The sequence below is a fragment of the Pseudoalteromonas sp. SWXJZ94C genome (assembly GCF_015864385.1).
In the GTDB taxonomy this organism is placed as follows: domain Bacteria; phylum Pseudomonadota; class Gammaproteobacteria; order Enterobacterales; family Alteromonadaceae; genus Pseudoalteromonas.
Genome location: NZ_JADYXF010000041.1, coordinates 1 through 20,536 on the forward strand (window position 1 = coordinate 1; position 20,536 = coordinate 20,536).

Below are 20,536 nucleotides of genomic sequence, written 5' to 3' on the forward strand. Positions count from 1 at the left end.
ATCAAACAATATAGAGGGATAGCTACAAGGTATGAAAAGCTTGAACGGAATTATCATTCCATGCTCGCTTTAGCATTCACTATGATGTGGCTACCAATGTGGGCTGATTAATATATATACTACAAAGATCAACAGCCCCTAATATGCACTTTTTAATCTCAAAAACTCTTAACGTTATTCTATGCTACTTATAATATGTAGGGCTTTAATTAGTTCGTGTTTTTCTATTGGTTTAGAAATATAACCATCAAATAGCTTTTTGTAGAGCTCTTTTTGTTCAGTAAATACATTGGCTGTGAGCGCAACAATAATCTGTTTATCGTTTATTTCTTTAATTTTTTTACATGCCTCAAAGCCATCCATTTTAGGCATTTGAATATCCATTAGAATTATATCGGGCAATAGCTTTTTATAAAGCTCTATTGCTTCGAGTCCATTATTTGCTATTACAATATTTGCATGTGTTGGTTCAAGCATTGCAGAGGCTACAAGTTGATTAATTTTATTATCTTCGGCGATTAAAATTGTTTTATTTGTAAGATCAGGAAACGCTAAATTTTTTAAATTTATATCCATTGGCTTAATGTCAGCTTGCTTAAGTGGTAAATAAACAAAAAATTTACTACCTGAACCTAGTTTACTGGTTACTTTAATTTCGCCTTTCATTAAATTAATTAGTGATTTAGTGATTGGCAGCCCCAAACCTGTACCGCCATACTCTCTTGTAGTTGATGTTTCTGCTTGTTCAAAGCGTTCGAATAAACGATCAATTACATCTTGTGAAATACCGATTCCTGTGTCCGAAATAACACCGCAGATTTTATTGTCGTCTGTTAATTTAAATTCAACAGTAACACCACCATCGTGTGTAAATTTAATTGCGTTGGAGATTAGGTTTAAAAATATTTGTCTGAGTCTAACTGAATCACCTTCCCAATACTTGTGTTCAATATTAGAAATAAAACGCAGGTAAATATTCTTTTCTTTAGCGGGAATTCCTAAATCTGATTCTAAGTGATTTATTAATTCGTACAGTTCAAAAGGTTTATTTTCAAGTGATAATTTACCTGCTTCTATTTTAGAAAAATCAAGAATGTCGTTAATAATTGTTGTTAAAGAGCGGGTTGAGTAAAGTGCTTTTTTTAAAAATATTTTTGATTTGACGTTAAGTGGTTGCTCTTGTAGTAACTGTAAAGTACCTAATATACCATTCATAGGAGTACGAATTTCGTGACTCATATTTGCTAAAAATTCTGATTTTGCTTTAGAGCTTTGCTCAGCAAGTTCTTTTGCTTGTGCAAGTGCTTCTTCGTGTTTTATTTGTTGCGTTAAATCAAAGGCTATACCTAAAAAGCCAACAACTTGCGCTTTGTTATTCAGTAGAGAAGTAACACTTAAACTAATTTGAATATGCTTGCCGTTTGAATCAACGTACGTCCACTGGTTAACGTCAGGCTCTGTTGGTGTTGCTTTTATTACTAGTGCATTAAAGCCGGGCTCTATGTGTTTATTTAACTCAATGCTTAGTTGTTTTGCTTTTTCTACAATTTCATCTTCCATATGAAAAAGAGCCGGGTTAGTAATGCCAATAACTTCGTTAGCTTTATAGCCTAATAATTTTTCTGCTGCGGGGTTAAACTCAGTTATTAAACCATCCTTGTCTGTGGCAATGATGGAGTAGCTTGCACTGTCTAAAATACTACGTTGTAGAGTACTTATATCGGCTATTTGCTGTGTTCGGAGTTTTACTTCAGTTTCTAAAGTTGAATTTGCGTGTTCAAGTATTTTTTTATGTTTTTTAGCTGTTTCTACTTCTAATTGTATTCTTTGTGCTTTTCTATAAAAGAACAACTGTAAAGCAAATATAAATAACATTGCAAGAATCGTTAAAAATCCTCCATCAACGAGCGCTTTATATTTGTTAGGTAAGTGAAGATTTTCGATAAAAGCATTTGAACCATGCAATGTTATTTTCCAGTCTCTACCCATAATATGAGTTGTACTAGATACAAAAAACTTAGAATTATTACCTTCATCGCCATAGTTAAAAAAAGTAGATTCACTATTGTTGTATAAATCACTAATACTCAAATAATTTTCGTCAACTTGAGACAGTGAATCTAAAATATTATTAATTAACAAGGGTGAGTAGGTCCAACCTATCAAATCTTTTAGGCGCTGTGTTTTATCTTCTGGAACTATAATATTTTTGTACACGGGAATTAAAATTAAAAAGCCTTGCTGCGCTTTTTCATTGGCTTGAACTAAAGTTATGGGAGCTGAAAGCTGGGCACTATTATTCATTGCTGAATATAATGCTGCCTTTCTGCGCATGCTTTCAGATCCAATATCAAGACCTATTGCTTGTAAGTTGTTTTTTTCAGGGAAAATATACTGAATTAAAAAGCGTTCATCGTCATAACTTGAAAGCTCTTTTAGATTAAACGTTTTATCAGGACGTTCATTTTTAGCATTTTCTAAAAATTGTGTTAACTGATTTGAAGGGACTTTTTTAATATAGCCAATGCCATTAGCGCCTGGAAATTCTAACGCATAATTTCGACTGTGAGAGTAATCCGAAATAGCTTGATAGTCTAAATTATCAATACCAATACCATGTATAAACCCTTTTAAACCAAAAAGTCCATATTTATAAAGATCAACTCGGTTACTTATGCCCGTGGTTAAAGTTGTTAATCTATTGTCTAAAGCAGTTGCAATTTTAGAGTCGAGTTCTTGCTGATATTTAATATGCTGAGAATAAGTGAAAATAATACCAATAATAAGAAGAGTAAACTGGAGGGTTACTTGTAGCAAAAATCCTTTATTAGCCCAACGTATCGCAACCATTAATTCATCCTTTTTTATGTTTTTATAGTGGACCATGAATATATTGTAACCAAATTAAATATAGCACTTATTTACAAGGTTACAACTTGGTTTTCTTAATAAAATATATATTTCACAGTGGTTTAAGGTATATATAAGTGAATAGTAATATCTAATTTTGACTATTTCTCCTCTAATAACTCTCTATTTAAATAAGCAAAGTTACTACAATATTTTATTTAGTCTGCTTATTTTTACTGATAATAAATGCAGAAATATATTTTTATCAGTAAAAAGGATTGTTTTATGCGATTTTTTAGCGTGCTTTTTTAATTTTAGATTATCAGTTCAAAAATTGCTTTTATCTAATATTAAATATGAGGCTCTCTTAAGTTTAATTATGTTCTATATTTTAAATTAAGATATTTAATAAAAGCTAAATGATTACCTATATATTTTTAATTAGTAAATCACTTAAATAAAACGTTAGTGGGGTTAACTATGGCTCATCGGGTTTCGAAATTAGTAATGGTTATTGGCGCAATTTTGGTGTGTGCTTCTATTCCATCTAAGGCTGCTTTTAAAGGGCTTACAGCGCAAGATGAATTTAATATAAAACTAAGAACTATTTATTTTGACCGCGATTACGATGCAGATTCAAGTGACGATTCTACTTTGGCGCAGGGGATTGAACTAAATTATGCATCGGGATATTTTGATAATTTAATGAGCGTAGGAGTCTCCTCGTATACGGTGTTAAATATTAACTCTACAGGTACGGCAGCTGGGAATATTTTACCCGCAGGTAATAAAAGTGGTGAGGTGGATGGCGGTTTTTCAAAGTTCGGACAGTATTTTTTAGACTTTAAGTTGGGTAATAGTGGGCATGTTAAAATTGGGGGTCAAAAAACTAACAGCATATTGTTAAAAAGTTCAGGGAGTAGGGCAATTCCCAATACATTTAGAGGTGTATTTGCAGATTACACCGTTGGTGATACAAAAATATATGGCTTTATTTATGATAAGTGGAGCCGTAGACACGATAAAAAGTGGGAGGATTTTTCAACCGACCAGTCAAGTACAGGTGCTATTAGCGTTATTTGGGGATTAGGAACAGCTTATAGTAAAGATGATTTAACCCTTGAAGCTGAGTATTTTAGTTCGCAAGATTATTTAGCAAAAGCGGCTTTTAGGGGGAGTTACGATATTAAGTTAGAGCAGAGTGATTTAACGCTTTCGAGTGGCTTATTTATCTCAAAAGATGATGGTGACTTATTTGTAACGGGCGCAGAGGGTGGTGATTTAGACGATGAAGATAAAGTTGGGGCTCTGGCAGGTTTAACTAATAGTGAAAATGATGGTCTAGCATATTATTTAGATGCAAATTGGAAAAAAGATATTTGGACTGTAGGTGCTGCTTTTACAAAAGTAAGTGATGCTTGGATAGAAGACAACTTTAGTGGTGATCATGGTACGAATCCTTTCCCAACAAGGTCTTTAATTGGTGCCGATTTTACTAATCAAAACGAAAAAACGTGGCAAGCACGCTTTGGTATTAACTTAAAAGCATTTGTTCCAGGATTAAAAACAAAGTTTTATTATACTAACGGTACAGGTGCAGAAAATTCAGCTTTAGGTAAGTTAGGGGGTGAAGCCGATGAAAAATATTGGGCTATTGATACTCGTTACAACGTTGAGTCTATAAAGGGGTTGAGCTTTCGTTGGTTGTTTTTAGATTACAATACAGAAAAAATAGGTAATGTAGATGGCGTTAAAGGCGATAGAGCCGACCATCGTTTATATGCCGATTACACTATTAAGTTTTAAAGTGATGTGGTGTTAATACATTGAGCGTTATGAAAATTAAAAATATTGCCTATAAAAAACGCGACTTACTTTTTATAGTAATCGCGTTTAAAATTTAGTGATTAACCTTTAAAAATACCATTGTATTGGCTTATTAGCATTTATAAGTCGAAATTAGCATATTTATATAATCGCTAAAATTATAGACTTTGTTTAGCTTAAAACCCCGATACATCAAGGTCAATTCAATCTCTAAAGATAGATACTTTTAGTTAATGCTAACAAAATTTAATATTTTTGCTTTGGCGCTTTTAATTGTTTTTCAAACTCATCTGAAAACAATATCGTGCCATCATCTTCCTCTGTTGGGAATGCAGCAATAAGTAAGTCATCTTCTTCAAGACCCGGTGTCCAGCGACTAAACCAATCTGCAAGTGGAATTGCTTTAGCTGTGCAACCAACCCATTCGCCAGTAGCCCATGCTTCTGCAAATTCGCGAGTTGGCCATACTGGTACGCAGTCGTCATCTTCGTTGGCAAGCATAACGCAGCCATCATCATCGTTTAAAATCCATACTTGTTTAAATTGCTGTACGGTTTCGAACATATAGGCGAGACGTTTTTTTGCTCCAAGTCCTAAAATTACTGCTTGTTCTTCGCTTGTATTTGGCGTTGTCATAATTAGCTCACTCTTAATTACTATCGATATTAATATATCTAAATTATATGCACACAAGTATATCGAGTTATATGACAGAGTGTTGAAAAGTTGCTATTTAATTTCATCAATGTAGATCTAATTTATATCTTGATCAGTATAATTTTCTCACTAATTTGAGCGATCATTCAAAAATAAACTTGAATGTTTGCAAAAAGACCACATTGTACTAAGCATACTCTTAATGAAGGATTGAAAAATGACAACAGATCTACTTGCACCGTTTAAACTAAATAACACGATTGAGCTTAAAAACCGCGTACTTATGGCACCACTAACTCGTTGCATGGCTGACGATAACTTAGTGCCAACGCAGGATATGGTTGAATATTATGCTAGCCGTGCCGAGACCGGTTTAATTATTAGCGAAGCAACTATTATTCGCCCAGACGGACAAGGTTACCCAAATACTCCGGGTTTATTTACCAGTGAGCAAATTCAAGGTTGGAAAAAAGTAACTGATGCAGTGCACGCTAATGGCGGCAAAATGTTTGCACAGCTATGGCATGTTGGCCGTGTTGCACACCCTCACTTTTTTGATGGCGATGTACTTGCTCCATCGGCAATTGGCGTTGAAGGCTCTGTACCACGTATGCGTGAGCTTACCTACATCACACCAAAAGCAGCCACAACTGATGACATTAAAAGTCTAGTTGCTGATTTTGCAAAAGCCGCTGAAAACGCTATTGAAGCTGGTTTTGATGGGGTAGAGATTCACGGTGCTAACGGTTATTTAGTTGACCAATTTTTACATTACGCTGCAAATACACGCAGCGACGAATACGGTCAAACGCCTGAGAATATGTCGCGTTTTGCACTAGAAGTAACCGATGCAGTTATTGCAGCTGTAGGCAGTGATCGTACTGCACTTAGATTAACACCGGGTGCTTATTTTAATATGAGCGAAGATAGCCGCGATAAAGCGGTATTTGATTACTTATTAACAGAACTTGAAAGCAGAAAATTAGCGTACTTACACGGTGGTATTTTTGACGACAGCATGCGCTTTGACTCGCTTGAAGGCAAAAGCATCTCTGAATTTTTACGGGCAGGCTACAAAGGTACATTAGTAGGCGTGGGTAGTTATAGTTTTGAGTCAGCAAAAGAGGCTATTAACAATGCCAAGTTTGACTTAATAGCGATTGGTCGCCCACTTATTGCAAATCCAGATTATATTAGCAAAGTTGCAAACGGTGAAGAGTTAGTACCGTACAGCGATGACATGCTTGCACAATTGAAATAAATTACTATTTGTAATAAGTTCTAAAAAATAATTAAGACACCCAAAGGGAAACTATTGGGTGTCTTTTTTTTTACATATTCCCGCCATAAATCTCCCATATTTGTTTAACCTTTATGTAAATAAAGTTCATCTTCGTTGTCATATTTAAAATTCATACTGTCCCCGTTTTCATATTTCATAATTAAAACTAAACGGGACAACAATGTACGCTTTAAAAAACAAATCGCTTTTGAGCATGGCTATTGCCATGGCTGTATCAACATCTGTTCATGCTAACGACAGCACCATAGAAGAAGTAACCGTGGTTGCTAAACCAACGAGTTACGCTAACAATGTTATTGAGCCTGCAATGCTTGAGCAACAAAGTTCGGTATCGAGCATATTATCAGTTATTGATAATTTACCAGGGATTAGCATAAACGAAGGTGATGCATTTGGTGGCGACGATTGGTCTACTACAATTACCATGCGTGGTTTCAGTATTGATGGGAACCAACAGCAATTAGGAATGACCGTTGATGGCATTCCCAATGGAGGCTCTAATTATGGCGGTGGTGCAAAAGCTAACCGCTACCTAGATAGCGAAAACTTAGCAACGGTAGAAGTTGGCCAAGGTACGTCTGATATTAAATCGGCTTCACTTGAAGCGCTAGGCGGTACATTTAACTTTGTAAGTAAAGATCCAAGCCTTGAAAAGGGCACTACTTTTGCTTATACCTCAGGGAGTCACGATGCCACGCGTTATTACTTTAAACACGAAACAGGCACTGTTTTTGATAACACCGAAGCGTACGTAAGTTACTCGCAAACCGACACAAGTCGTTGGATTGGCTCAGGCAGTAATGGGGGGAAAGACAACCAACATGCTGAGGTTAAGTTTGTATCTAATTTTAACGACTTAACACTTACCGGGCGCTTATCTTACGACGATGTAAGCGAGACAAACTATAACAGTGTAAGCCTTGAGCAGTTTGAACAAACGCCCGATTGGGATCAGCTCACATGGAATTGGACGGGAGTTCCGCACTTTGACCAAATGTTTGCAGAAGGTTGGGGGACGCTCCGTGAAAATACCTTAGGCTATTTAAAGTTTGAATACGCGATTTCGCCAACCTCATTATTAACCGTCAGCCCTTATTACCATAAAAATTCAGGTCGCGGCGATTGGATCCCACCTTACTTAACAACACCTGTTGATGAAAATGGCGAACCAACAACCGAGGGCGGCACTAATGCAGGCTCTTATGGTTTTGCTGATAGTGAAGGCAACCCGCTTGCACCCAATGCCGATTGTACGCAAAGTTTGAGCTGGCCGTGGGAGTCGGGTGCTGGTTTAAATCCTGCGTGTTACGATGCAACAGCAACGCCTGTCATGTCATACCGCCATACACATTACAACAAAGATCGTCTAGGTGTAACGGCAAACTACCAAGCTACATTTGGTTATCACGATATAGAAGCGGGCTTTTGGTATGAGCAAAGTGAGCGTGACGAATCTCGTGATTGGCACAAAGTAATTGACGCACGTATTTATCATCACTTTGATAGCACGCCTTACTGGACACAATACAAAAACACCTTTGATACCGATACATTCAAATGGTACCTACAAGACTCAATTAATTTTGGCGATTTAACATTAAATATTGGTGCAAAACAGTATTTAGTTGAGTTACAAAAGTACGACCACTTTGCTAACGAAAGTTCAGATAAAGTAGACAGTGACTCAGATGTGTTATTTAGTGGCGGTGTGTTGTATCAGCTAAATAACAGCACAGAATTATTTGCCAGTTACAGCGAGAATTTTTCCGCAATAAAAGACGGTGTGCTTGAACGAGACAGCTCAACGCTTACAAACATAAAGCCAGAAACGGCCGACAACATAGACTTTGGCATACGTTATCAAGCCGACAGGTTAACCCTTACAGCGACGGCTTACAGTGTTAAGTTTGATAACCGCATTACCTTTATTGCTCCAGGCAGTGGCACAGACGGCATTGATTACACGATTGGTACAAATGGCTCGTACGTAAATGTAGGAGGCATTGACTCAAATGGGCTCGAGCTTGCAGCAAGCTATATGTTAACACCAAGCTGGAGCGTGTACTCGTCGTATACTAATAGCAGCTCTGAGTATTCATCCGATGATCCAAATGCATACGACTCACAAGGCGTAATATTAAAAGATGAAAGTGGCAATGATGTAGCACCAAGCTTTAGAGAAGGCGACAGCATAATAGACTCATCAGAAGATTTATTTGTAGTATCTACCGACTACTTTAGCGATGGATTTCGTGTTGGTTTATCGGCTAAATACACAGGCGAGCGTTTAGGTGCATGGCAAGATGAAGACACTCGCGCCCGCAATAAAGTTGACAGCTACACCGTACTTGATTTTAATGCTGGCTACTCAACTGATGTAGATGCAGGTCCGTTTAAAGCCATTGATATATCGTTTGTTGTTTATAACGTTACAGACAAAAGCTATTTAGCAGGTGGCACAGGTAATGGCTCTACTTATTACATTGGTGCGCCTCGCACCGCAGCAGTTACATTTACCGCTGACTTTTAAGTTTAGAATTAGGCTTAGCAATTGAATTAAAATAAAGCCCATCACTGATGGGCTTTATTTTATTTAATGACTAACGTATTGATTTATTAGAACCAATTTCAGTGAATAACTACCCCTAATATTAAAAATATCTTACACTGGTTTTATCTCAAGCAAGGTCAGTGTTATATGCTAAATATTATTCAATCAAACCGGATGGAAGCCCTGCAAGCGCAGTTCCACCAGCTGTTAAAAGTAAACCCATTGCAAAGCCCGTTCGATAAAGAAGTAGTGCTAGTGCAATCGCCGGGTATGTCGCAGTGGTTAAAAATAGGTTTGAGCGAAAACTTAGGGGTTGCGGCGCAGGTCGATTTTCCGCTGCCGTCGAGCTTTATTTGGCAGTTGTATCAGCAATTACTGCCAAATGTCCCTAAAGAGTCGGCATTTAATAAGCCCAACCTTGCTTGGAAATTGTTTGCAATTTTACCAACCTGCATTGATGAACCGCTTTATTTACCGCTAAAAACCTATTTAGAGGGCGATATTGACGGGCAAAAAACCTTTGCGCTATGCGAAAAAATAGCCGATGTGTACGACCAATATTTAATGTACCGACCGCACTGGATAGCCACATGGGATAGTGGCAAAGATGAGCTTGATGATGTAGATGTAGCCATTGCCCCATGGCAACCTGACTTATGGCGACGCATTGTAAAACTAAGCCAAGAACTTGGGCAGAGCCAATTTCATCGCGCTAATATGCAAGGGCAGCTACTTGCTGCACTTGAGACTATGGACAATAGCTTACTGCCACAACGCATTAGCTTATTTGGTATATCGGCGATTGCCAGCTCCCAGCTTGAGGTGTTTGAAGCACTGAGTAAAAAAACAGAGGTTATATTATTCTTTTTTAACCCGAGTGAGCATTACTGGGGCGATATTATAGATGAAAAAACAGCAGCTAAAATAAGCGCTAAATACGCCAAAATGCCGCTGGTGGAAGCGCAACAAAAAAAACAAACCAATCCAGACGAAGAATACTACTTTATTGGTAATCCATTGTTATCGTCGTGGGGTAAATTAGGTCGCGACTACTTTGAACAACTTGTACAGCTAGATGCCCGTTGGATTGATGGCTTTATTGATGTGTTTGACGACACGTTACTAGGGCAAGTACAAAGCGAGATTTATCAGCTTGCGTTTAAAGGTGAATCGCTGACCGATAACAAAGAGTGGTTTATAAACGACGAAGGTAAATTACCAATCAGCGCAACCGACACCAGCATTACGCTCAGCGATTGCCATACACCGCTCAGAGAAGTTGAGCGCTTGCACGACTACTTACTTAACTTATTTAATCAAAACCCAGCGCTTACCCCCAAAGACATAATTGTCATGATGCCCGATGTAGGCACTTACAGCCCTTACATTGAAGCCGTATTTGGTGGAGCACAAGGCAGCCGCTTTATTCCTTACGCATTGGCCGATTTAGCCATAGAGCAAGAAAAGCCTGTCCTTAGCTCATTTGCGAGTTTAGCTAACTTACCGTTTTCGCGCTTTGGTGTGTCGGATATTCTCGATTTATTACAAGTGACGCAAATAGCCGAAAAATTTGGGCTTGAAGCGCACGAATACGAGCAAATTCAATACTGGCTTGAACGTGTTGGGGTTAAATGGGGTATAAACGCAGCGCATAAAAGCAGCTTTGATTTACCCGCTATCGATTTAAATACCTGGCAACATGGGCTTAACCGTTTACTGCTTGGTATTGCTATGCGCGACGAACAATGCCCGTTTAACGGTATTTACAGCGCTGACGAAGTAGAAGGCATGGCGCTCGATACACTCAATAAGCTCGTGCACTTTATTGATGTACTGCAAAGCTTTAAAGAGCAGCTAACGCCCGACGATACGCTCACTAATAAAGCGCATATTTTAAGCGAGCTACTAAACGCTATATACGAAAGTGAAAGCGATGACAGCTGGGATTTATTAGTACTTCAAAACGTGCTCGAAGAATTACAAAAACACCACGACAACGGCGATTACAGTAAAGCGGTTTCGCAGCGTATTGTTAGTTACTTAATTAAACAAGGCATTCAAGAAAAAGGCGTAGGGCAGCGGTTTTTGGTCGGGCAAGTAAACTTTTGTACGCTTATGCCCATGCGCGCCGTGCCATTTAAAGTGGTATGTATGCTGGGCTTAAACGATGCCGATTACCCACGTAACGTACAACCCATTGGTTTTGACTTGGTGCCCTATTCTAAAAAGCAAAAAGGTGACCGATCACGTAAATTAGATGACCGCTACTTATTTTTAGAAGCGCTATTAAGTGCCCGCGACAACTTATACATGAGTTACATTGGTCGCTCGTGTTTTGATAACCAACCGCGCATGCCATCAACCCTTGTAAGTGAGTTGTTAGAATACATAGGGCGTAGTTTTGTATTAAGCAATAAAAGCGAAAAAACACTGCCAGCATGTCTAATTAATCAGCAGCATTTACAGCCCTTTAATAGCCATTATTATTTAGCCGATGAGCAAGCTAATACTGTGCTGAGTAACCACAGTTACAACCCAATTTGGCTGCCAAGTGAGTCAATTAAACCACAACCGGTTATTGCGCTTGATGTGATTGTGCCAGAGCAGTTAGATCTAGATGTGTTTATTAGAAGTGTGTGCAGCGCACAAGAGAGCTTTTATCAACAAACACTAGGTTTACGCCTGCCACAATTTAACGAAGTAGCAAAAGACGAAGAGCCATTTAGCCTAGATGCGCTGCGCCGTTATTTTTATCTTGATGAAATACTTAAAGCCAATATAAACGAGCAACCACTAAGTACCGAACAAATACTGCAGCGGGGAGAGTTACCTCAAGCTAATGTAGGCAGCCTCATATTTGAAAGTATGGAGCACCGAGTTGATGCGCTTGCAGGGCAAGTAAAAGAGCACATTAAAGGCGGAAAAAGTGAGCCAATAGAAGTTTTGCTTACCATCGAAGGCACTAAAATAGAGGGCTGGCTCAATCATGTGTATTTGCAAAAACAAGTGTTTTATCGCAGCGCGAGTATTAAAGCGAAAGATTTAATTAAAGGCTTTATTTATCACCTCGCAGCGCAAAGTATGGATCAACAAGTAGAAACATTGTTACTTGGGCTTGATAAGCAAATTACCTTTGCGCCAATTAATAAAGCTGATGCCGATGCACTATTAGCTGATTGGTTTGAGTTATACAAAGCGCTGCGCGCAGAGCCAGTGCCATTTTTTCCGGTAAGTGGTTATGAATACGTTAAAAGCGGCGGCGATATAACAAAAGCAATGAGCAAATTTAGCCCGCAATACATAGGGCGAGGCGAGGGCGAAAATCCGTATATTCGCTTAACGGTGCAATCGCTAAACGACTGCCAAGAAGAATTTATAAAATGGAGTGATAAATTGCTCACGCCTTTATTTGAACACGCAAAGGAGAGTGACCATGCAAGCGCTTAATCCTCTTACTATGCCGCTCATTGGTCAAAGTTTAATAGAAGCCAGTGCGGGTACTGGTAAAACTTATACAATTACGGGGCTGTATTTACGTTACTTACTAGGTATGCAAATAGAAGGTGAGTTAAATACGCCGCTCAGTGTTGAGCAAATTTTGGTAGTAACCTTTACCGACGCCGCCACCCAAGAAATTAAAGACCGCGTACGCAGCCGAATTATTGCTGCGCGCGACGCATTGCTTGGGCAAGACCCAAATGACGAACTCATTGAAGGCGTAATTGCCAAAATTGACGATAAACACCGCGCCTTTGATTTACTCGATGCAGCTGCTAAATCAATGGACGAAGCCGCTATTTTTACCATCCATGGCTTTTGTCAGCGGATGCTAAAACAACATGCGTTTGAGTCGGGTGTGGCGTTTAATCTCGAATTTATTTTAGATGAGCGCGACATACTGCTCGAAACCATTAAAGATTTTTGGCGTGCATTTGTATACCCACTTAACAAAGAACGCACCGATACTATTTTAGATGTATTTGCCGCACCAGAGGCTTTATTTGCTCAAGTGGCGAGCATTTTAAACAAAGCTAATGCGCACATTACACCACAAATAAATTTAGACGATGTGTGGAAAGCCCGCGACGAATACATAACCCGTGTACCTGCATTTAAAAAAGCGGTGTTAGAGCAAGAATTTATAGGTGCTATAAAAGGCTCGGGTTTAAGCGGGTCTAAAACGCCAGCACGAAAAGGCAGCCTTGGTGCGCTTGAGACATTTTGTTTAGGCGGCGATTTGTTTTTTGAATTTGGCACTAGCAAGTATTCGTTTGAAGTATGGAGTACAGAAAACTTAAGCGATGCAGGCAACTATAAAAAAAATCAGCCATTATTTGTGCATCCATTACTGAGTCAGTTTGACGAGCTTGCCGCCCTTAACAACACCATAAACCAAGGGCTTAAAATAGCGGTTGTACAACATGCAGCACGCTGGGTAAAAGCCGCAATAGTTAAGCGCAAGCAAGAGCAAAGCGTGATCACCCCAGATGACTTACTGACCAATTTACACAGTGCGCTTAATAACGAGCAAGGCGACGTACTGGCGCAAAAAATTGCGCAGTTGTTTCCGGTTGCCATGATTGATGAATTCCAAGATACCGATCCGATTCAGTACGGTATTTTTAGTGAAATTTATGGGCAAAAAAATACCACGCTTGCCATGATAGGCGACCCTAAACAGGCTATTTATGGCTTTAGGGGCGCGGATATTTTTACGTATATTGGCGCAAAAGAAGCTGTACAGATTGATCAGCAATTTACGCTGGGTACTAACTTTCGCTCAAGCACCGATATAGTAAATAGCGTTAATAGTTTATTTGGCAAACACGCTAACAGCTTTATTTATAACGACGCTATACCGTTTAACGCAGTAGCTGCTAAAGGTAAAAAAGCGGATGACTCTTTTTTAATTGATGGCAAACCCGCTACCGCATTCGAATTTAATGTATTTGTGGATGAAGCCGCCGATGAAAAGAACAAACCAACTAACAAAGGTGTAGGGCAAGCGCATTTAGCCACTCACTTTGCTAATAAAATAGTGACCCTGCTTGAAAAAGCAAAACAGGGGGACGCGTGTATTGGCAGTAACCCTGTAAGCGCTGCCGATATTTGTATATTAGTGCGCGACCGTGTTGAAGCGCAAATAATGAAAAAAGCGCTTAGCGAAGCCAAAATAGCCAGCGTGTATTTATCGCGAGAAAGCGTTTTTAGCCAAGAGCTTAGCCATCACCTACTTAACTTTTTAACAGCGCTGCATGGACAATATGATGAGTCATTGCTGCGCGGTGTTTTAGCTGGTCCACTATTTTGTTTAAGTTATAACGAAATACATGCACTCGCCGATGATGAAAATAAATGGCAAGAGTACTTAAACTTTTTTGCACAGCTTAGCCACATTTGGAACAAGCAAGGCGCTATGGCAATGCTTGAGCGCTTAATGAGCCATAACCAGCTTAGCGCTAAATGGCAAGGATTGGGATATAACGTTGAGCGTTGGCTGACTGACTTTAGGCATTTGGGCGAAATACTTCAGCAAAAACAAATAGAGCTTGAAGGCACGCTACGTTTGCTGCGCTGGTTTGCACAAAAGGTAAGCCAACAAGACGGTGAAACAGTACAGGTACGCCTAGAAAGTGACGCCAACTTAGTTAAAATTGTCACTATGCATGCCTCAAAAGGGCTTGAATACCCTCTGGTATTTATGCCATTTGCCAGTGGCTATCGCGAAACAAAAGAAGCGCTTTATCACAATAACGGCAAGCTAATCTACGATTTAAGTAAAGACGAAGATGCCCTGCAAAAAGCAGAACAAGAACGCTTAGCTGAAGATTTACGCCTGCTGTATGTAGCACTTACTCGCGCTGTGCATTTTTGTGCGCTTGGTGTTTATAACATAGGGCAAGGGCAAAGTAGCCGCTTAGCTATGCAAAGTAGTGCACTAGGACACGTGTTATTTGCAGGGCTTGAACTTGCCAGTAGCCAAACATGGCGCACGCATTTAAGTGAGTTTTGCGACGCTAATAGCGCGATGAGCTATCAGCAATTTACCTCACAAACGTTATTAGAGCAGGGCACGCTTTGTTTTAGTAATAGCAAAATTGCGCAGCAAACATTAAGTGTTAATAGAGTAACGGCGAATATTGAGCGTAACTGGCGAGCAACCAGCTTTAGTGCGTTAAGCTTTAAAAAGCATAGCGACCAATTAGCCCCAGGGCGAAGTGATGAAGATCACGAAAAAGACGAGTTTGCAGTGCAAGAGGACGAACTACCATCACCTTATAGCTTTCCTAAAGGGCCAAAGCCGGGTAGCTGTTTGCATGAAATATTCGAACAAATAGATTTTATTAGCCCAATAGTTCACCCAACTAATACCGAGCAAAACTTATCTGAGGTAGTTAAGCGCAGCCTTGAAAAATACCACATAGGTGAGCAATGGCGAGAAGTGGCTGAAAAATGGGTGCTTGATGTTCTTGCGTGCCCCCTAGATAAAAGCTCTCTAGAAAACAGCCTTCTTTCATTGGGTGTGCTTACACCCAATGATTGCCTAGTCGAAATGGAGTTTAATTTACCACTTGAGAGCTTAAGTGCACCAAAGCTAAACGAAATGCTGGTTAAACATTTTGGCTTTACGCAAAGTAAGCTTGAATTTTCACAGGTAAAAGGTTTGTTAAAGGGCTTTGTTGATTTAATATTTTGCTACCAAGGCAAGTATTATATTTTAGATTATAAGTCTAATTATTTAGGCAGTACGCCAGCTGATTACGAAGGCGATATGCTTGAGCAAGCGATGAGCAGCCATCAGTATCATTTACAGTATTTAATTTACACGGTAGCGCTGCATCGTTTATTAAAACAACGTATAGCTGATTACTCGATAGAAACCCATTTAGGCGGCGTGTATTACACGTTTTTACGTGGAATGCCGGCGGGGCAAGGCGTGTACGTTAAAAAGCTAACTGAAGAACAAGTGATTATTTTAGATGGCTTATTTAGCCAAGGAGCCATGCTATGAGCGATTTAAATGAGCAACCTGGCTTGTTTGACGATATAGACGAGACACTTAATAATGAAGCCGCAGAGCCTCTTACTTCAAAAAATGTAGCACAAGATGCCCCATTAGAGGACATTGTGTTAAATAATACGATTATCGAAGTCCCGCTACTTGAGTATTTATTAGCGCAAAACCGACTACGTGTAGTTGATGTTAAACTCGCAGAATTACTGTGTGCTAATGACATTGATCAAACTCACAATGAACTGTTTTATATTATTTTATTGCTGTGCTTATCGCAGCAAAGCCAACATAGCTGCCTAACCTTAAATGAAGTTGATTGGAATAATCCTTTTAACTTGCGCAACAGTGACTTTAATAAACTCGATGGAAATGTACCCAGTGCGCTAAGCCCGTTTAGTGATAATTTTAATGTACACACAGCGCTTAGTTATTTACAAAACCATGAAAGCGTAGGCGAGAGTAAACCACTACAATTATTTAACGAGCGACTTTATTTTGCGCGCCTTGCCGGTTATGAGCAAACACTCGCGGATAGATTATTAAGCATGAGCGAGCGAAAGCTCAATATTAATAATGAAGTATTGGCTGAACTTTTAAATACCTATTTTCCTGCTGATTCAACAATTGAGACTGATTGGCAGAAAGTGGCGTGTGCGATTGCCGCCACCAAAGGCTTTAGTGTGATCACGGGTGGCCCAGGTACAGGTAAAACTACCACAGTGACTAAGTTGCTGGCTATTTTGCAGTCACTTTATGAAACAGCACCTCTTAGTATTAAGCTGGTGGCACCCACTGGTAAAGCAGCTGCACGTTTAAGTGAATCTATTTTAGGTGCCAAAAATAAGCTCACAACGATCCCTGATGATATAAAAACGCTGATCCCGCAAAGCGCTCAAACTATTCATCGCTTATTGGGTGTAAAACCGTTTACTAATAAATTTAGGCATAACAAAAGCAATCCGCTGCATTTAGATGTACTAATTATTGATGAAGCCAGTATGGTCGATTTATCGCTGATGGCTAAATTAATAGAAGCACTGCCCGCGCACGCGCGATTAATACTCCTAGGTGATAAAGATCAACTTGCCTCGGTAGATACCGGCAGTGTAATGAGCGATTTATGCCAAGGTTTAACACTTGGGCAAACGCCAAGCTACTCGCAAGCACGTTGTGATGAGCTAAATAGTTTATGTTTTAATAATAAACCTAAACTCGTATCGCAAAGCGTGAGTGAATTTAAACTTGCAGATTGCATTGCCTTTTTACAGCACAGTTATCGATTTGACGCACAAAGCGGTATTGGTCAACTCGCACTTGCGGTAAACACCAATAACACCGGTATTTTAAATTACGTAGAGCAAGAAAGTACTGAAGGGCGTTTTAACGATGTAATTTTAGATTACGACTTTGTAGCAAAACCGATTGAAAAGCTCGTTAAAAGTGCAGCAAGTCATTATGCAAAGTACCTTAACTTAATAGCCCAAGGTGCAAGTGTTGCACAGGTACATGCCGCTTTTGCTAGTTATCAGCTTTTAGCTGCAGTGCGAGAGGGCGATTACGGCGTGCATAGCTTAAATCAGCGAATAGAGCGCGTTTTGCAACAGCAAGGTTTAATTACCGTAAGTCCTAATACTCACCACTACACGGGTATGCCTATTATGGTGAGCCAAAACGATTATCAACTTAAGTTATTTAACGGTGATATTGGTATTTTAATGCCCGATGAAAGTAATCAGCTCAAAGCCATATTTATTGACGAGCAAGGTAATCAACGAGCATTTTCGCCAGCACGACTCCCTGCGCACGATAAAGTATATGTAATGACGATTCATAAATCACAAGGCTCAGAGTTTAGCTACACAGCCATGGTACTGCCACCGCTAAAACAAGCGCGCATGGGTATTAACAGGCAATTAGTGTATACGGGAATAACCCGTGCTAAAAACACCTTTGAGCTGGTGGCTGACAAAAAAGTATTGCAATTAGCAATGAATAAAAGCGTATCGAGAGCATCTGGTTTATATGAAAGGTTGAAGTTTGAGAATTAAGGTTCTGCTGGGACATAGAAGTTATTTTATTGATGTATCCACATATTTGTAGATACCAGTGTTTATGTATTGGCTATTTTAAAACTTTCTGAATCTAGTAATTAAAGCCCTTATTATTTATCGCGTTATAAATAATATCTTCTATAATAAAATTAATTTCATATCGAATGTATTAGTAGGGATATTAATGTTTTTTTCTAAAAATAAACAAAACGAAATAGCTTCTCTAAAAGCTGAACTTTACCCATTACAACAAGTGTGGGAAGGGCTTTACCGAGAGATGTTAGTACTAAACATTCTTTATGATGGCCGAATTTCGCACGCCAATGATAAGTTTTTAGAAAACCTAGGCTACAGTGAAGACGATCTAACTAATAATTCTTTTGACGATTTTATTACAGATTCGTCTCGTCAATCTTTAGAATTTAAAAACCTACAGCAAGCTATTAAAAAAGAAGGACATTGGGGTGGTGCACTACAAGTTACACGAAGTGACGGTAAGGCAGAATGGTTACGTTTAATAGTACATCCTGTAAAAGGGGAGCAAGATCAGCTGCTCTATTTTTCTGTATTTGGTAGCGTGCTTACAAAAACAATTACAGCTTCTCGCGAGCAAAGCGATACTATTAAAGCTATATATCGTTCTATGGCGGTAATTGAGTTTGATTTAGAAGGACATGTTTTAAAAGCAAATGATCAATTTTTGGCTGCAATGGGTTACAAAGAAAATGAAATACTAGGTAAACATCACCGTACGTTTTGTGAATCGTCAGAATCTAACTCAAAAGAGTATCTACAATTTTGGGCTAAATTGAGAGAAGGTAAGTTTATTGCAGAGCGCTTTAAACGTGTTGATAAGCATGGCAATATTGTATGGTTAGAAGCGTCTTATAATCCAATCTCAAATGACGCGAATGAGCTTTATAAAGTAATGAAGTTTGCAACCGTTATAACCGATCAAGTAAATCAAGAGATTGCTATATCACAAGCAGCCGAAATTGCTTATAGCACCTCAACACAGACAGATAAAAAAGCAGAGCAAGGCGCTCGCGTTATACAAGATACAGTCGCTGTAATGACCGAGCTGGCTGTAAATATGGAACAAGCTGCAAATGAAATATCAGCGCTTGATCAGCAGTCGCAGCAAATATCGAGTATTGTACAAAGCATTAGTAGCATTGCCGAACAAACAAACTTATTAGCATTAAATGCCGCAATTGAAGCCGCTAGAGCCGGCGAGCAGGGTCGAGGTTTTGCTGTGGTTGCAGATGAAGTGCGATTGCTTGCATCGCGTACCTCAAAAGCGACCGAAGAGATTGTAGAAGTTGTACAGCGTAACCAATCACAAACCCAAAATACGGTGGCTGTAATAGAAAAAGGTAAAGAAAAAGCAGAGCAAGGTTTAGCGTTATCTAAAGAATCTGGTGAAGTGATGCAAGAGATCCAACAAGGCGCACAAGAAGTTGTGAATGCGATTGGGCAATTTACCAGTGAACTTAAAGCTAACGGTTAATTTATTCAAGTTGTATGAATGCAGACTTGTAGAATACAAAGGCATAGTGAATGGCTGCAGGAATTGGTTTTCGACCTTAAAGATGTTACCTAGTAAGTAACAAATTTATATGAAATTTCGTGTTTTAATTTTAATAATAACCGTAGATTTAGTGAAAGGTTAGTTAAATAAAGAATACACTTCACTATGAGTAATTTATTGAAAGTTAACATTCTTTAGGGTATATTTTTTATTCAGTTAACTTATATGGAAATTCTTTCAGTGATGCTAAAAAAAATATTAATCAGTACTCTGCCTTTACTCGCCTTAGCTGGTTGCGGTTCAACACCACCGATTCAAGCACAAGATAAAACAGTTTCATACCAAGGTAAAGTATATGTGTTTGGAGGTCAGTATGATGAAAAGCGAAAAGAAGTGCAGCTTACAGTAAATGGAGATCCATTATTGAAAGGGCGCTTTCCTCCATATACACCAAAATTAAACTTAGCGAGTGATTACCAAGGCGTTAATATTTCAAGCTACTGTTACTTTGGTTCTGTGCTGGGTAGTAAAGCTGGTATTTTTGGTGCCGTAGCAGGTGCAATTCAATCATCAAACTCAAAATCTGGCGACAAATGTGATGTTAAAATTGGTGGTGAAACAATAGAAAGCTTATACTTTTAATTAAGTTAGCTATTATTTGTCGTAATTTAAGATCAAGCAAACTTGCTCGATCTTTTTATTTTTAAAACTAAATATTTTCATTTCGGTTACTCTCCTCACGAAGTTAAAT

10 protein-coding genes and 1 pseudogene are annotated in these 20,536 nt (G+C 38.9%); 9 read left to right on the forward strand and 2 right to left on the reverse strand.

Features of this window, described 5'->3' with window-relative positions:
• Window positions 1–111, forward strand: a pseudogene (locus I6F65_RS16385) (IS5/IS1182 family transposase); the annotation flags it as partial.
• Window positions 112–174: 63 nt separating this feature from the next.
• Here the strand turns inward: I6F65_RS16385 and I6F65_RS16390 are convergent.
• Entirely contained in the window at window positions 175–2,850 is a 2,676-nt protein-coding gene (locus I6F65_RS16390) for a CHASE domain-containing protein (protein ID WP_197113954.1), read from the reverse strand.
• A gap of 480 nt (window positions 2,851–3,330) precedes the next feature.
• On the opposite strand from I6F65_RS16390, the gene I6F65_RS16395 reads away from it, so the two are divergent.
• Window positions 3,331–4,656, forward strand: a complete 1,326-nt coding sequence (locus tag I6F65_RS16395) for an OprD family outer membrane porin (protein ID WP_197113955.1) — start codon at window positions 3,331–3,333, stop codon at window positions 4,654–4,656.
• A 267-nt stretch (window positions 4,657–4,923) separates the two neighbouring features.
• On the opposite strand, the gene I6F65_RS16400 is transcribed toward I6F65_RS16395, so the two are convergent.
• Entirely contained in the window at window positions 4,924–5,313 is a 390-nt protein-coding gene (locus tag I6F65_RS16400; protein WP_166113338.1) for a DUF2750 domain-containing protein, read from the reverse strand.
• 238 nt (window positions 5,314–5,551) lie between these two features.
• Between I6F65_RS16400 and I6F65_RS16405 the strand changes: the two genes are divergently transcribed.
• From I6F65_RS16405 to I6F65_RS16435, 7 genes are all read left to right on the forward strand, one after another.
• Window positions 5,552–6,595, forward strand: coding sequence for an alkene reductase (locus I6F65_RS16405; RefSeq protein WP_197113956.1), 1,044 nt, complete (start codon window positions 5,552–5,554; stop codon window positions 6,593–6,595).
• Between the two features lie 202 nt (window positions 6,596–6,797).
• Entirely contained in the window at window positions 6,798–9,167 is a 2,370-nt protein-coding gene (locus I6F65_RS16410; protein ID WP_197113958.1) for a TonB-dependent receptor, read from the forward strand.
• A gap of 168 nt (window positions 9,168–9,335) precedes the next feature.
• A complete protein-coding gene (gene recC, locus I6F65_RS16415) occupies window positions 9,336–12,635 on the forward strand; it encodes an exodeoxyribonuclease V subunit gamma (protein WP_197113960.1) in 3,300 nt (1,099 codons plus the stop codon).
• Window positions 12,622–16,200, forward strand: a complete 3,579-nt coding sequence (gene recB / locus I6F65_RS16420) for an exodeoxyribonuclease V subunit beta (protein WP_197113962.1) — start codon at window positions 12,622–12,624, stop codon at window positions 16,198–16,200. Before recC ends, recB begins: the two co-directional genes overlap by 14 nt.
• Window positions 16,197–18,251, forward strand: a complete 2,055-nt coding sequence (recD, locus tag I6F65_RS16425; protein WP_197113964.1) for an exodeoxyribonuclease V subunit alpha — start codon at window positions 16,197–16,199, stop codon at window positions 18,249–18,251. Before recB ends, recD begins: the two co-directional genes overlap by 4 nt.
• Window positions 18,252–18,438: 187 nt before the next feature.
• Window positions 18,439–19,764 carry a PAS domain-containing methyl-accepting chemotaxis protein gene (locus I6F65_RS16430; RefSeq protein ID WP_197113965.1) on the forward strand — a complete coding sequence of 442 codons (1,326 nt, stop codon included), beginning with the start codon at window positions 18,439–18,441 and terminating at the stop codon, window positions 19,762–19,764.
• A gap of 264 nt (window positions 19,765–20,028) precedes the next feature.
• Entirely contained in the window at window positions 20,029–20,427 is a 399-nt protein-coding gene (locus I6F65_RS16435) for a hypothetical protein (protein ID WP_166113318.1), read from the forward strand.
• Window positions 20,428–20,536: the final 109 nt, after the last annotated feature.

Coding starts and splice junctions, on each gene's coding strand:
- I6F65_RS16390 (WP_197113954.1), bottom strand. CDS start 2,850: ATGGTTGCGATACGTTGGGCTAATAAAGGATTTTTGCTACAAGTAACC.
- I6F65_RS16395 (WP_197113955.1), top strand. CDS start 3,331: ATGGCTCATCGGGTTTCGAAATTAGTAATGGTTATTGGCGCAATTTTG.
- I6F65_RS16400 (WP_166113338.1), bottom strand. CDS start 5,313: ATGACAACGCCAAATACAAGCGAAGAACAAGCAGTAATTTTAGGACTT.
- I6F65_RS16405 (WP_197113956.1), top strand. CDS start 5,552: ATGACAACAGATCTACTTGCACCGTTTAAACTAAATAACACGATTGAG.
- I6F65_RS16410 (WP_197113958.1), top strand. CDS start 6,798: ATGTACGCTTTAAAAAACAAATCGCTTTTGAGCATGGCTATTGCCATG.
- recC (WP_197113960.1), top strand. CDS start 9,336: ATGCTAAATATTATTCAATCAAACCGGATGGAAGCCCTGCAAGCGCAG.
- recB (WP_197113962.1), top strand. CDS start 12,622: ATGCAAGCGCTTAATCCTCTTACTATGCCGCTCATTGGTCAAAGTTTA.
- recD (WP_197113964.1), top strand. CDS start 16,197: ATGAGCGATTTAAATGAGCAACCTGGCTTGTTTGACGATATAGACGAG.
- I6F65_RS16430 (WP_197113965.1), top strand. CDS start 18,439: ATGTTTTTTTCTAAAAATAAACAAAACGAAATAGCTTCTCTAAAAGCT.
- I6F65_RS16435 (WP_166113318.1), top strand. CDS start 20,029: ATGCTAAAAAAAATATTAATCAGTACTCTGCCTTTACTCGCCTTAGCT.